14 protein-coding genes are annotated in these 13,040 nt (G+C 58.2%); 8 read left to right on the top strand and 6 right to left on the bottom strand.

Annotation, left to right across the window (positions count from 1 at the left end):
- Nucleotides 1-26 precede the first annotated feature (26 nt).
- Entirely contained in the window at nucleotides 27-833 is an 807-nt protein-coding gene (locus J5M73_RS03700) for a TatD family hydrolase (RefSeq protein ID WP_102860879.1), read from the bottom strand.
- Between the two features lie 235 nt (nucleotides 834-1,068).
- On the opposite strand from J5M73_RS03700, the gene J5M73_RS03695 reads away from it, so the two are divergent.
- The 3 genes from J5M73_RS03695 (at nucleotide 1,069) to J5M73_RS03685 (ending at nucleotide 3,634) form a co-directional block, all read left to right on the top strand.
- Nucleotides 1,069-2,490 carry a transglycosylase SLT domain-containing protein gene (locus tag J5M73_RS03695; RefSeq protein ID WP_102860880.1) on the top strand — a complete coding sequence of 474 codons (1,422 nt, stop codon included), beginning with the start codon at nucleotides 1,069-1,071 and terminating at the stop codon, nucleotides 2,488-2,490.
- A 102-nt stretch (nucleotides 2,491-2,592) separates the two neighbouring features.
- Nucleotides 2,593-3,027 carry a DoxX family protein gene (locus J5M73_RS03690; RefSeq protein ID WP_102860881.1) on the top strand — a complete coding sequence of 145 codons (435 nt, stop codon included), beginning with the start codon at nucleotides 2,593-2,595 and terminating at the stop codon, nucleotides 3,025-3,027.
- A gap of 298 nt (nucleotides 3,028-3,325) precedes the next feature.
- Entirely contained in the window at nucleotides 3,326-3,634 is a 309-nt protein-coding gene (locus J5M73_RS03685) for a hypothetical protein (protein WP_102860882.1), read from the top strand.
- Nucleotides 3,635-3,778: 144 nt separating this feature from the next.
- On the opposite strand, the gene J5M73_RS03680 is transcribed toward J5M73_RS03685, so the two are convergent.
- The gene (locus tag J5M73_RS03680; RefSeq protein ID WP_102860883.1) at nucleotides 3,779-4,408 is read right to left on the bottom strand and encodes a response regulator transcription factor; all 630 of its coding nucleotides are present in this window, start codon (nucleotides 4,406-4,408) and stop codon (nucleotides 3,779-3,781) included.
- A 302-nt stretch (nucleotides 4,409-4,710) separates the two neighbouring features.
- Here J5M73_RS03680 and greB point away from each other — a divergent pair, with 302 nt between their 5' ends.
- On the top strand, nucleotides 4,711-5,184 hold the full coding sequence (greB, locus tag J5M73_RS03675; RefSeq protein ID WP_102860884.1) for a transcription elongation factor GreB: 474 nt from the start codon (nucleotides 4,711-4,713) through the stop codon (nucleotides 5,182-5,184).
- 33 nt (nucleotides 5,185-5,217) lie between these two features.
- Here the strand turns inward: greB and J5M73_RS03670 are convergent, their stop codons facing one another.
- Nucleotides 5,218-7,722 (bottom strand): ABC transporter permease, encoded by a 2,505-nt coding sequence (locus J5M73_RS03670; RefSeq protein ID WP_102860885.1) that lies wholly within the window; start codon nucleotides 7,720-7,722, stop codon nucleotides 5,218-5,220.
- Entirely contained in the window at nucleotides 7,722-8,405 is a 684-nt protein-coding gene (locus tag J5M73_RS03665) for an ABC transporter ATP-binding protein (protein ID WP_102860886.1), read from the bottom strand. Before J5M73_RS03665 ends, J5M73_RS03670 begins: the two co-directional genes overlap by 1 nt.
- Before the next feature lie 10 nt (nucleotides 8,406-8,415).
- On the opposite strand from J5M73_RS03665, the gene J5M73_RS03660 reads away from it, so the two are divergent.
- The 3 genes from J5M73_RS03660 to J5M73_RS03650 all read left to right on the top strand — a co-directional run bounded on the left by J5M73_RS03660 (nucleotide 8,416) and on the right by J5M73_RS03650 (nucleotide 10,480).
- Entirely contained in the window at nucleotides 8,416-9,021 is a 606-nt protein-coding gene (locus tag J5M73_RS03660) for an arylesterase (protein ID WP_102860887.1), read from the top strand.
- 56 nt (nucleotides 9,022-9,077) lie between these two features.
- The gene (locus tag J5M73_RS03655) at nucleotides 9,078-9,371 is read left to right on the top strand and encodes a hypothetical protein (RefSeq protein WP_007931378.1); all 294 of its coding nucleotides are present in this window, start codon (nucleotides 9,078-9,080) and stop codon (nucleotides 9,369-9,371) included.
- A gap of 134 nt (nucleotides 9,372-9,505) precedes the next feature.
- Nucleotides 9,506-10,480, top strand: coding sequence for a L,D-transpeptidase family protein (locus tag J5M73_RS03650; protein WP_102860888.1), 975 nt, complete (start codon nucleotides 9,506-9,508; stop codon nucleotides 10,478-10,480).
- A 127-nt stretch (nucleotides 10,481-10,607) separates the two neighbouring features.
- Here J5M73_RS03650 and oprI read toward each other — a convergent pair whose 3' ends face one another.
- Nucleotides 10,608-10,859 carry an outer membrane lipoprotei OprI gene (gene oprI / locus J5M73_RS03645; RefSeq protein WP_003448337.1) on the bottom strand — a complete coding sequence of 84 codons (252 nt, stop codon included), beginning with the start codon at nucleotides 10,857-10,859 and terminating at the stop codon, nucleotides 10,608-10,610.
- 633 nt (nucleotides 10,860-11,492) lie between these two features.
- Here oprI and J5M73_RS03640 point away from each other — a divergent pair.
- Nucleotides 11,493-11,774 (top strand): GNAT family N-acetyltransferase, encoded by a 282-nt coding sequence (locus tag J5M73_RS03640; protein ID WP_011062548.1) that lies wholly within the window; start codon nucleotides 11,493-11,495, stop codon nucleotides 11,772-11,774.
- A gap of 61 nt (nucleotides 11,775-11,835) precedes the next feature.
- Here J5M73_RS03640 and J5M73_RS03635 read toward each other — a convergent pair whose 3' ends face one another.
- Nucleotides 11,836-12,912, bottom strand: coding sequence for a 3-deoxy-7-phosphoheptulonate synthase (locus tag J5M73_RS03635; protein WP_047305542.1), 1,077 nt, complete (start codon nucleotides 12,910-12,912; stop codon nucleotides 11,836-11,838).
- Nucleotides 12,913-13,040 lie beyond the last annotated feature (128 nt).

Below are 13,040 nucleotides of genomic sequence, written 5' to 3'. Positions count from 1 at the left end.
TGATCTCGGAAAAATCTTGATATGAGTCAAGCAATCTCTGGCAAGCGGAAGAAAGCTCTGGAGCAGGCGGTGCTGTGGTTGGCCAGGTCTTTCGGGGTCTCTTCCCGGTGCTGTGCCACTTCCCTCAAGACCTCGGTCAGATAGGCCGGTTCGTTACGGCCGCTCTTCGGTTTTGGTCGCAGACTGCGCGGCAGCAGATAGGGAGCATCGCTTTCCAGCATCAGACGCCCGCGGGGAATGTTGCGTACCAGTGGGTGCAGGTGGGTACCCCGGCGTTCGTCGCAGATCCAGCCGGTGATGCCGATGTGCAGGTCAAGATCAAGGTAACTGAACAGCGCCCGTTGTTCACCGGTGAAACAATGCACCACGGCTGCTGGCAAACGGTCACGAAAGTCCCGCAGGATATCCAGCAGACGCTGATTGGCGTCGCGCTCGTGGAGGAACACCGGCAGTTGCAGCTCGGCCGCCAGGGACAAGTGTTCTTCCAGGACTTTTTCCTGTTGTGGGCGGGGGGAGAAGTCGCGATTGAAGTCCAGTCCGCATTCGCCCACTGCACGTACCCGTGGCTCGCTGAGCAATGCGCGCAAACGCCGCGAGCTGTCGGCATTCCAGTCGCTGGCAGCGTGAGGGTGCAGGCCCGCGGTGGCGAACAGTCGCTGCCCGTTGCTGTCCAGTTGCTGGCACAGTTCCAGGGCCTGTTCGCTACCTTCGACGCTGGTTCCGGTCAGGACCAATTGGCAGATCCCAGCCTCATAAGCACGATCGAGAACGGCTTGATGTTTTTCGGCAAAACAGGGATTGGTCAGGTTGACGCCGATATCGATGAGTTGCATGGTGCTATCTCCGCCTGCGGCCGGAAAGCATATCAGAGCTGTAGATTTATAAGAAAAACCAAGAACTACAACGAGTTAACGCTGTCTTTTGTTGCCGGAAGAACGTAGTGCTCAGGCTTTTTACTGCCATTGCGTTTGTCTTTCGCACCTTGCCAGTACTCATGGCGCTCTGTTTCTGTCGATCAATTCTTCAAAAAACGACGAAGGGTTGAACAGTATTCTTTGCGGAGAACGGATGACCCGACCCTCGATATTGCTCGCGCTGTGCCTGACGTTGCTACTGCCATTGCCGGCCATGGCGCGCTTGGCGGGGCCGTCGGAAACCCAGGCTGCGGGAAAGGTCCGCGACCTGGCGGAGATCCGCAGCAGTCGGGTTCTGCGGGTACTGGTCAACCAGAGCCGCAATAGTTCCGGTGAAGTCCAGGGCCAGGCCATTGGCGTCGAGTACCATCGTCTGCGCTCGTTCGAGCAGTATCTCAACGGCCATGCCCGTGACGGTCAGGAAATCAGCCTCAAGATCATTCCCAAAGCCAAGGATCAACTGCTTGGCGCCTTGCAGCGAGGAGAAGGGGATCTGGTGGCTCCCGGTGAGTTGTTGGAGGCTCAGCTAGGGCATGCGGTCAGTTCCAGCGATCCGATCGTCAGTAATGTTCCCTTACTGCTGGTGGGGATCAAGGGCGAGCGTCGTTATACGCGTATCGAACAGCTGTCCGGCAAGACTCTGACCCTGACCACTGGTAGCGCCGCAGGGGATGCGGTGAGTCAGATCAATCAGAAACTTGCGTTGCACAAGCTGGCGCCGATCAAGGTCGAGTGGGTGGACCCCAGTCTGGCGGTGGAAGATGTGCTGGAAATGGTCCAGGGCGGGATCTTCCACCTGACCATTGTCGAGCAGCCGATTGCCGAGCGTTGGAGCAAGATCCTGCCCAAGTTGCGTTTTGACAGGCAATTGAAGATCAGTGAGCCGGGAGAGGAGCACTGGTTTGTCCGGCGCGATGCCTCGATGTTGCGGGCAAGTATCGATCGTTTCCTCAAGACCTATAAGACTCCAGCGGACCAGGATGTAGCCTTCTTGCGTATCTATCGTCGCCAGTACCAGGTGCATTACCCCCTGGCTCGGGCCGATCGACAGCGCCTGGAAAAACTGCGGCCGGTGTTGCAGAAGCATGCGGGGGAGCAGGGTATGGACTGGCTGAATCTGGCGGCCCTGGCGTTCAAGGAGTCGGCCTTGCAGCCCAGCGCCAGGAGCGGCAGCGGCCCAACCGGGCTGATGCAGATCACGCCTTCGGCGGCGCAAAGGGTCGGGGTCAACAATATCCAGTCTCTGGACAACAATGTTCAGGCCGGTGCCAAGTACCTGGCGATGATCCGCCGTAAGTTCTTCTCCAGCCCCAAGCTTAACGAACGCGAGCGCATGGCGTTCGTCCTGGCGGCCTACAACATGGGCCCGGAACGGGTACAAGGAATGCGCAGCGAGGCCCGGCGCCGTGGACTGAATCCCAATCAATGGTTTTTCCAGGTTGAGCGTATTGCCATGGAGCAGGTGGGCATGGGCGCGGTCAGCTATGTTAATAGCGTCAATAAATACTATCTGGCCTTTGACCGTGAGCGAGGCTCTCTGGAGCCTCAGGAGCGAAAAGTTGCGTCTCGCAAATAATCGAAAAAACTGATTTTTATCTTGGGTTTTTTGCGCTTTTAGCATGATAAAAATTGATTAATATGGCGACCAACTTCCCCACCATACACAGGACTACAGAGCATGAGCACATTGATCAAAAACCTACTGAGTACTCGCGCTGGTTACGGCTTGAGCGTCTTGCGGATCTTCGTCGGTATCATCTTTGCGGCCCACGGTTCGCAGAAACTCTTTGGCTGGTTCGGGGGAGGCGGTCTGGCGGGAACGGCTCAGTGGATGGAAAGCATTGGTCTGGCTCCTGGGTATCTGATGGCGTTGTTGGCAGGTGGTACCGAGTTCTTCGCTGGTTTGGCGCTGGTCATTGGCTTGCTGGCGCGTCCGGCAGCTCTGGGCTTGTCCTTTACCTTGTTGGTGGCGATCTTCTCGGTGCATATCGGCAATGGTTTGTTCATGGCCAATAACGGCTATGAGTTCGCCCTGGCTCTGCTGGGCGGTACTGTCGCGGTCCTGTTCGAAGGTGCTGGCAAGTTGTCTGTGGATGCAGCAATAACCAAGTGATTTGACGAGCTCGATTCATCCGTCAAGTTGGTCTTCGGCGGCTCTGGATCAACTGCCAGGAAAATTTCCAAGGCCTGCCAATGCAGGCCTTTTTCGTTGTTGGGAAATCTTGACACTGACCTGCTGGCTTCTCTAGGATGCTGCTCATGCGCCGATTTAAACAGCTACTTGCGGGGCGCCAAGTGAGTCGAAAGATCACTGTTAGAAGCTATATTCTGGCTTCGAAATACCGCTAAAGCGCTGGTTCGGTGTTGCCTCTCACCTGCCCGGCAGAAACTTGAGGCAGAGACACAATACGATGAATGCACCACGCCCCCTTGTACGTCTTGCGCCGATCACGGCGAGTCTTTCCCAGCGCAACCCGAAAATCCTTCTTGGCGGCAAACATCAACCCACCTTGTTGCGTTACCTCGACGGCTGGCCACGGCGTTCCCCGGGCCCGGCGGCCTTTTTGATTCAGTTTGTTGAAGAGGGCGAGTCTCTGGCACGTTTTGCCAGCGATAGCTTTGATCTGGCGGTCATTCCGGCCCCCAGTGCAGCGGATGCTGCTGAAGTCATCAAGCAACTGACCCGCGTCGCTCGCCAAGGCCTGATCATTCGCCGCTAGTTGCATAGAGGTTTCGGCGGCGCTGTACAGTTTGTTGCTGAACTGCGCCGTATTCAGATTGTGGCCCCACCTAACAAGCACTGATTGGGACAGTCCCGGTTGCAGTTACTGCTGGTCATGAGTGAAGCGACAACGGGTTAATGTTCAAACTACGGCGTTACGTTTTGCCAGATCGGCCAGCGCCACGAGGTTGGAAATGTTGAAGCGCTTGAGCAAGCGAACCTTGTAGGTACTGACGGTCTTGTGGCTGATCAACAGAGCGTCGGCAATCTGCTGGTTGTTGAGGCCGCTTGCCAGGAGCTTCAGCACCGTGATCTCGCGATCGGTCAGGCGCGAGATCAACACGCTCTCCTGACTGGCGGCATTGGTGTTTTGCTGCAGGATATTGATGGTGTCTTCCGGGAAGTAGCTGTACCCGGACAGAATGGCTTTAACCGCATTGGCCAGCTCGTGAAGGTTTTCAGTCTTGCACAGAAATCCCGCGGCTCCCGCTTGCAGGCATCGCAGGGCGAAGTTCTTCGAGTCACTGGAAGTCAGAACTAGGGTTTTTACAAGCAGGTCCGCGGACTTGATATGGGCGATGACCGAAAAGCCGTCCAGGTTGGGAATACCCAGGTCGAGGATCAACAGGTCCGGCATGTGCTTTCGCACCAGTTGCACCGCGTCCGCACCGTTGTCGGCTTCGGCAACGATGGTGTGATGGTGGGGTTCCAGCACCGACCTGATGGCCAGTCGAATCAGAGGATGGTCATCGACGATAATGATGTTGCCCATTTAGTGCGTTCCCTTTGTTTTTAGAGGTGTTGGTCAGTATTGGCGGGTGCTTTGGATAAGTAGGTTTCAAGTTGTGCCTCAGGCTGGGTGCAAACACTGTTACTTAAGGTGTGTCTTGTGCCGTAAGCCTCAGCTGTTTGGCTCTATGATTGGCTGACCTCTCTGAAATCTAAATCGGACAAATCTGATAGTGCTGACTGGCTGGGAGAAGGGGGCGTAACAACCCTCCCATGACGGGCCGAGTGCATCAGCTCATTCAAATAACAGAACAGCATGTACAAGGCTGGAAGGTGACAAGCCAATTGAGTACTAAGCTCATCACACAGGATGGTTACGACGCTCTGAAGCAGGAGTTGGATTATCTGTGGCGGGAGAAGCGCCCGGATATTACCCAGAAGGTCACTTGGGCCGCGTCATTGGGTGACCGCAGTGAGAACGCGGACTATCAGTACAACAAAAAACTCTTGCGGGAAATTGATCGCCGGGTGCGTTACATACGCAAGCGTCTGGAAGACATGAAGGTGGTTTCCTACGCGCCAGAGCAGGAAGGGCGAGTGTTCTTTGGCGCCTGGGTAGAAGTGGAAAACGAGGCTGCCGAGATCAAGCGCTTTCGTATCGTTGGATACGACGAGATCTATCTGCGCAAGGACTACATTTCCATCGACTCGCCCATGGCCAGGGCGCTGCTGAAGAAGGAAGTGGGCGACGAGGCCATTGTTCATACGCCGGCTGGCGAAACCTGCTGGTGGATCAATCAGATCGACTATGAGAAGTAGGCTCGCCAGCCTGTGCTGGCGAGCTGTTGCTCTTCACCCTTCGCGCAGGACGCTCAACGGGCTGGCGTTCAATGCCCGGCGGGTGCCGAAAACCCCGGCCCCGCCCACCAACAGGGCGCCTATCAGCGGCAGCAGCAATAGCCAGGGATGTGGGTGCCAGGGCAGGTCGAAGGCGAATCGGTAAAGCACCAGGCTGACCAGTTCGCAACCCAGGGCTGCCAGCAGGCCGCTGACGGCGCCGAGAAGACCGAACTCGATCCGCCGAGCCTTGACCAGCAACCGCCTCTCGGCACCGAGCGCGCGTAATAGGGCGCCTTGGCGAATGCGCTCGTCCAACGTGGCCTGCAGGCCGGAAAACAGCACTGCCATTCCCGCCGCAAGGACAAACAGCAATACATACTCCACTGCCAGAGTGACCTGGGCCAGGATGCTGCGCAGTTGCTCCAGCAAGGCCTCCACTTGAAGAATAGTCACCGCTGGAAAGGCCCTGGATAGCTCGATGACCTGCTGGTCGTGTCCCGGGCTCAGATAAAAGCTGGTCAGGTAGGTGGCAGGCAGGTCTTTCAGGGTGCCTGGCTGGAAGATCATGAAGAAGTTCGGTTGGAAGTTGTCCCAGTTGATGCTGCGCAGGCTGGTAACCCGGGCTTCCCGATTAACGCCCGCGACCGTGAAGGTCAGTTGGTCGCCCAGCTTCAGTTTCAAGCTTTGTGCAACCTTGGCCTCCACCGATACGCCGGGCACAGCGTCGGCGGGCTGCGCTGACCACCAGTTGCCTTCGGTGATGCGGTTGCCGGCCGGCAGGTCGGCGGCCCAGGTCAGGCTCAGGTCGCGCTGTACCGCGCGGTCGCCACTGGAGTCCTTGCTGACTATCTCCCTTACGGGCTCGCCGTTGATGCTCACCAGGCGTCCGGGAACCACTGGATACAGCGGCGCCGAAGGGGCTGAAAGTTGTACCAGGCGTTCGCTAAAAGCCTGTTTTTCGGCGGGTAGGATATTCAGTGCAAAGTAATTGGGGGCATTTTTCGGCAACTGGTTCTGCCAGGTATCGAGCAGTTCGCCCCGCAGCAGGGCGATCAGTGCCATGGACAGCAGAATCAGACCAAAGGCCAGGGACTGTCCGGCTGCCGCCAGGGGATGCCGCAGCAACTGGCCCAGCCCCAGGCGCCAGGGCAGGGAGGAGCGGGCCAGCAGACGACGCAGGCTTTGCAGCACCAGAAGCAGTAACCCACCCAGTACCAGTGCCGCTATCAGCCCACCGCCGAGCAGTGCAAAGGTCAGGATCAGATCCAGACTCAGGCGCCACATGATCAGGCCCAGGGCAAACAGGGCAGCGCCGTAGATCATCCAGGTACTGGAAGGAATTGGCAGCAGGTCACGACGTAACACGCGAAGTGGCGGGACCCGCCCCAAGGCAGCCAGGGGCGGTAGGGCAAACCCTGCCAGGGCCACCAACCCGGTGCCAATGCCGGCAATGGCCGGGAGCAGGCCACCTGGAGGCACATCGCTGGGCAGCAGGTCATGCAGCAGATAGAACAGGCCAAGTTGGGCCAACCACCCCAGCAGTGCGCCGCTGACGCTGGCCAGGAGCCCCAGAAGTCCCAATTGCACGCTGAACAGCAACATGGTTTCCCGTCGCGACAGACCGAGGCAGCGTAGCAAGGCGCTGGCATCGAAGCGCCGGGCTGCGAAACGATTGGCCGATAAGGCGACGGCGACCCCGGATAGCAACACGGCTACCAGACTGGCCATGTTCAGGTAACGCTCGGCCTTGCCCAGGGCGCCGCCAATCTGCTGGTTGCCATCGCGGGCATCCTGCAGTCGCTGGTTGGGCGCCAGGCCCGGCTTGATCAGTTGGCGATAGCTCTCTAGGGCCAGTGCCGGGCCGCGCCAGAGCTCCTTGTAGCTGACCCGGCTACCCGGCTGGACGACGCCGGTGGCTTGCAGGTCGTCCAGGCTGATCAGCACTCGAGGCGTCAGGCTATAGAAGTTGCCGGCTCGGTCGGGCTCATAGGTCAGGACCCGAGCCAGCCGCAGGGGGTGCGTGCCGACGTCGATGCTGTCGCCGATCTTCAGATTCAGCGCGGTCAGCAGGCGTGATTCGACCCAGGCTTCACCGGCCTTTGGACCTCCACCGGGCTCTTCAATACCGTAGGGCGCTGCCGCGCTCTTGAGTTGGCCGCGTAGTGGGTAGGCATTGTCCACTGCCTTGATACTCGACAGCTGGATGCCATTGTCGGTGGCGATAACGCTGGAGAATTCGACTATGCGGGCATGATCGAGTCCCAGTGCACGCCCGCTGTCGACCTGCTCCGGGCGTGCCGGTGAGCTGCCCTCCAGAAGCAGATCAGCCCCGAGAAACTCGGTGGCCCGCAGCAGCATGGCGCCGTTCAGGCGGGCGCCGAAATAACCAATGGCGGTGCTCGCCGCCACGGCCACCAGCAAGGCAAAGAACAGTACCCGTAACTCCCCGGCGCGGGCATCGCGCAACAGCTGGCGCAGGGCGAGGCTGAACAGGCGCAACAGCGGCAGACGTGCCATCAAGGCTCCAGAGGGGCGACCAGCAAGCCCGCTTCAAGACGGATCAGGCGCCGGCAACGATGGGCCAGGCGTTCATCATGGGTCACCAGCACCAGGGTCGTGCCGCTCTCCTTGTTGAGTTCGAACAGCAGGTCGCTGATGCGTTCACCGGTGTGGCTGTCGAGGTTGCCGGTAGGTTCGTCGGCAAACAGCACGTCGGGTTCGGCGGCAAAGGCCCGGGCGATGGCTACTCGTTGTTGCTCACCGCCGGAAAGCTGGCGAGGCGAGTGGCTCAGGCGCTGGCCGAGGCCGACCCGTCGCAGCAGCTCGGTGGCGCGCTCACGGGCGTCGCGGCGGCCATCCAGTTCCAGGGGCAGCATGACGTTTTCCAGGGCGTTGAGGCTGTCGAGCAACTGGAAGGATTGAAACACGAACCCAACGTGCTCGGCCCTGACCCGTGCTCGCTGATCTTCATCCAGGCGACTCAAGGCCTGGCCGGCGAGGGTGACCTCACCACTACTGGGCAGGTCGAGTCCTGCCAGCAAACCGAGCAGTGTGGATTTTCCGGAACCCGAGGCGCCGACTATGGCCAGGCTGTCGCCCTGGTTCAGCTCCAGGCTGAGTTCATGAAGGATGGTCAGTTCACCTTCCGCGCTGGGAACCACTTTGCTAAGGTTCCGCGCAGTGAGAATGCTTGCGCCCATGGAGAATCCGATGCGTGTATGGTTTTTGAGTGCCGGCCTGGCCTTGATGTGCATGGCCCAGAACGCAGCGGCGGGTACGGTCCTGATCGTGGGCGATAGTATCAGTGCGGCTTTCGGCCTGGATACCCGCGAGGGGTGGGTGGCTCTGTTGGAGAAGCGGCTCAAGGACCAGGGTTTCACCGACAAAGTGATCAACGCCTCGGTCAGTGGCGACACCAGTGCCGGTGGCCTGGCGCGGCTGCCGCCGCTGCTTGCAGAGCATAAGCCTGAGGTGGTGATCCTCGAGTTGGGCGGCAACGATGGCCTGCGCGGCCAGCCGCCTCAGCAATTGCAACAAAATCTTGCGTCGATGATCGACAGTGCCCAGGCCAGTGGTGCCAAGGTGCTGCTGTTGGGCATGCAGTTGCCGCCCAACTATGGTGTGCGCTACACCCAGGCGTTCGCTCAGGTTTATGGCCAGTTGGCCAGTGACAAAAAGGTGGCGCTGGTACCGTTTTTTCTTGATGGGGTCGGTGGTCATCCCGAACTGATGCAGGCAGACGGTCTGCACCCTGCAGCAGCGGCTCAGGACAAGTTGCTGGAAAATGTCTGGCCGACGCTAAAACCGCTGCTTTGACGCTTTTCTAGTGGCAGTGTTTCGGCTAATGTGGCGCCCCCGATTTGGAGCCCCCGATGCCGCGTCCCGCCTGGTCCCTGTTTGCCTATCAACTGATCGAGCCTGATGAACAGCTTGACCTGTTCGCCTGCCAGGAAGTTCGAGTGCATCTGGTGACGCGTCAGCTGGAATTGGGTGGTTCTGCCGATCGGACCTTGTGTGGCACTTTGTTGCCCGCGCAGCCGCGCTGGTCGAGTGTGGATCGGACGATTTTCCAGGATCAACGACTCTGCCCTTTGTGCCGGGCAATCCTGGAGTCGCAAAAGCGCGGCACTCCGCCGATCTGGCCGGAGTTGCGCTTCGAGCTGTAGGCGGTCGATAGCGGACCGTTTCGACAGGGATTTCATGTGCCTGCGCTTGTGTCTCCCGCTTGGCTCCCGCAGCCAGGGGGCGGGGTGTACAATCGCGTTTCTATCACTCGTTTTTCATGCGAAGGATTATCCGGATGTTGCCGCGTCTCCCCGTCGTCACCCGCTGCCTGACACTTGCCGCATTGTGTGTGGCCGGTCCCGTTGCAGCATTGGAATTGCCTCTACCGCCGCCCGGTGAAGATATTGTCGGTCAGGTGCAGGTGATCAAGGCCAAGTACGAAGACACCTTCGCCGACCTGGGCACTGCTCATGACCTGGGGTATCTGGAGATGGTGGCGGCCAATCCGGTAGTCGACCCCTGGTTGCCGGGGGCGGGGACCGAGGTCATCTTGCCCACCCGTTTCATCCTGCCTCCCGGGCCCCGTGAGGGCATCGTGATTAACCTGGCGGAGTATCGTCTTTACTACTTCCCCAAGGGGCGGAATGTGGTTTACACCTTCCCGTTGGGCATTGGGCGCGAGGGTTGGGGGTCGCCGATCGCTCATACCAGCATTACTGCGAAAACCCCGAATCCAACCTGGACTCCACCAGCGTCGATCCGGGCCGAACACGCTGCCGATGGTGATCCCCTGCCGAGCGTGGTGCCGGCAGGACCGAATAACCCGCTGGGGCCGTTCAAGTTCACCTTGGGCACGCCTGGTTACCTGATCCACGGTTCGAACAAAAAGTTCGGCATCGGCATGCGCACCAGCCATGGCTGTTTCCGTATGCTCAACAACAACGTGCTGGAAATGGCTGGGATGGTTCCGGTAGGAACTTCCGTGCGTATCATCAACGATCCGTACAAGTTCGGTATCAGCGGTGGCAAAGTCTATCTGGAGGCGCATACACCTTTGGATGACAAGGGTAATCCTTCAGTGGTCGACAAGCACACTGCGGTGATCAATGCTTTGCTCAAGCGCGAAGATCTGGCCAACAACCTGCGCATGAACTGGGATGTGGTCAGGGATGTAGTGGCGGCCGAAGATGGCTTGCCAGTGGAGATCGCAATACCGACCACTGCGCCTGCAACATCGTTGTCCAGTGCTCCGTTCGATCTGCAGCAGTAAGGGTTAGAACAACAACCCGTCGAGACCTGCCGGTGTCGACGGGTTTTTTATTGTCAGTGGAAAATCCCAGGCAATAAAAAAGCCGATCCAAAAAATGGATCGGCTTGATAACAATCCCGAGGGACTATTACTTGCGGCTAGCTTTTTCCAGCATACGCAGAGCGCGCTCGTTAGCTTCGTCAGCAGTCTGTTGTGCTTTTTGAGCAGCAGCCAGAGCTTCATCAGCTTTACGATAGGCTTCGTCTGCACGAGCCTGAGCACGAGCTGCTGCATCTTCAGTAGCAGTCAGACGAGCTTCGGTTTCTTTGGATACGCTGCTGCAACCGGTAGCCAGAACTGCGGCCAGAGCCAGAGCAGAGAATTTCAGAACGTTGTTCATCGTGTTCCCCTTCAAGGACTTTCTATTAGTAGCTATCACCTCAGAGTGAGGAAATAGCCGGCGTACATACTACCCATTACTTGTAGTAAGTAAACTGACGTAGCGCAAGAAGCAAAAAAAATTCTAGGCGGTGATTCTTTTTCGAGCAACTTTTTAAGCGATTGTATAAAAAACATTCAGCGGCAAGGCTCTGTCAGAGGGTGCTGGTTGTTTGCCAGCATTCTCCAGGCGCTGTTTCAGAGTCTAGGCTAAAGTGGCCTATATTCTGTCGATGGCACTTTTCTTCAGAATCTGCCCAGCCTTGGCCTATCTTTATCCATCTTGCCGGTGACTTTAAGAAACGGTGCTCGTCTTAAGTTTCAGCATCCGGCGATGTATAGCCTCAACGCATTTTTACACTGGGCCTGACGGTGCTTTCTGCAAGGCTTGCTGAGGGCGTTTTACGTTGATCTGTGACGAGTGTGGCTTGAGCATTTATGCCCAGGGCGCCTACTATTTTGTAACGTGCTCGCGATGTAAGGGGGATGCCTTCTACGGTGGTGTCCGACAGGCACGAGGTGGCGTAAGTTGTTCCTTCGCCGGAAAAACATCGGTAAGGTATGGGTCAGCATTCCAGACCCGCAAGGAGTAGTGATGAGCGAGGCGTTGTCCATCCACCATGACCAGGCTGGTCATCAGTTCGAGACCAATGTGGACGGTCATCGTGCCTACCTGACCTATATGGACCTGGGTAAGCAGACTCTGGATATCTACCGCACCTTCGTGCCCAACGCATTACGTGGGCGCGGCATTGCCGCGGCGTTGACCGAGCAGGCGCTGGAGTACGCCGAGCGTATGGGTTACACAGTGATTCCATCCTGTTCTTATGTAGAACGCTACATGGAACGCCATCAGCGTCACGCAGCAAAGCTCTGATCGGGGCGACCATAAAAAACGCCGGGCTTGGCCCGGCGTTTTTGTGTCTGACGAAAAGGAATCAGCTGCGATTGCGTTTCGGCAATACGTCCTTGAGCTTGGCGTGCATGCTGCGCAGGGTTTTCTCGGTGCTTTCCCAGTCGATGCAGGCGTCGGTAATCGATACGCCGTACTGCAGGTCTGACAGGTCCTTCGGAATCGCCTGGCAACCCCAGTTCAGATGACTTTCCACCATCAGACCGATGATTGACTGGTTGCCTTCCAGGATTTGGTTGGCAACGTTTTCCATGACTAGAGGTTGCAGCGCCGGGTCCTTGTTGGAGTTGGCATGGCTGCAGTCGATCATGATGTTCGGCTTGATCTTGGCCTTGCTCAGGGCTTGTTCGCAGACAGCGACGCTCACCGAGTCGTAGTTCGGCTTACCGTTGCCGCCACGCAGCACCACGTGGCCGTAGGCGTTGCCTTTGGTGGTTACGATCGATACGCCACCTTGTGGGTTGATCCCCAGGAAACGATGCGGGCTGGATACCGATTGCAGCGCATTGATCGCCACGGTTAGGCCACCGTCGGTGCCATTCTTGAAGCCCACGGCCGACGACAGGCCGGAAGCCATTTCCCGATGGGTCTGGGATTCGGTGGTGCGTGCACCGATGGCCGACCAACTGATCAGGTCCTGCAGATATTGCGGGGAGATCGGGTCAAGGGCTTCAGTGGCGGTAGGCAGGCCCATTTCAGCCAGGTCCAGCAACAACTGCCGCCCGATATGCAAACCGTCCTGAATCTTGAACGAGTCATCCAGGTAAGGGTCGTTGATCAGGCCTTTCCAGCCAACGGTAGTACGGGGTTTCTCGAAGTACACCCGCATTACCAGATAGAGAGTGTCAGAGACTTCCGCCGCCAGTGCCTTGAGACGTTCAGCGTACTCGTGCGCTGCCTTGATGTCGTGGATCGAGCAGGGCCCAATGACGATAAACAGACGGTGATCAGTGCCATCGAGGATGTTGCGGATCACTTCGCGACCCTTGGTCACGGTGCGCAAGGCGGTGTCGCTAAGGGGGATGTCTCGCTTGAGTTGATCAGGGGTGATCAGGGTCTCGTTGGAGGCGACGTTAAGGTCGTTGATCGGTAAATCAGCCATCGTGTTACTCGTCAGGTCACGGGTGCCGGCCGCCAGCGATCCCCGCGCGGCGGAGCACAGCGGATTTGAGCGCGTCGGGGAGCGGAACCTTAGCGCGTTACCCGGTGACTCTACAATGGGCAGACGGC

It is taken from the genome of Pseudomonas sp. 50_B (assembly GCF_017491625.1).
Taxonomy (GTDB): domain Bacteria; phylum Pseudomonadota; class Gammaproteobacteria; order Pseudomonadales; family Pseudomonadaceae; genus Aquipseudomonas; species Aquipseudomonas danubii.
The sequence above is the reverse complement of the archived record's forward strand: the minus strand, read 5'-3'. Positions and strand labels throughout refer to the sequence as shown.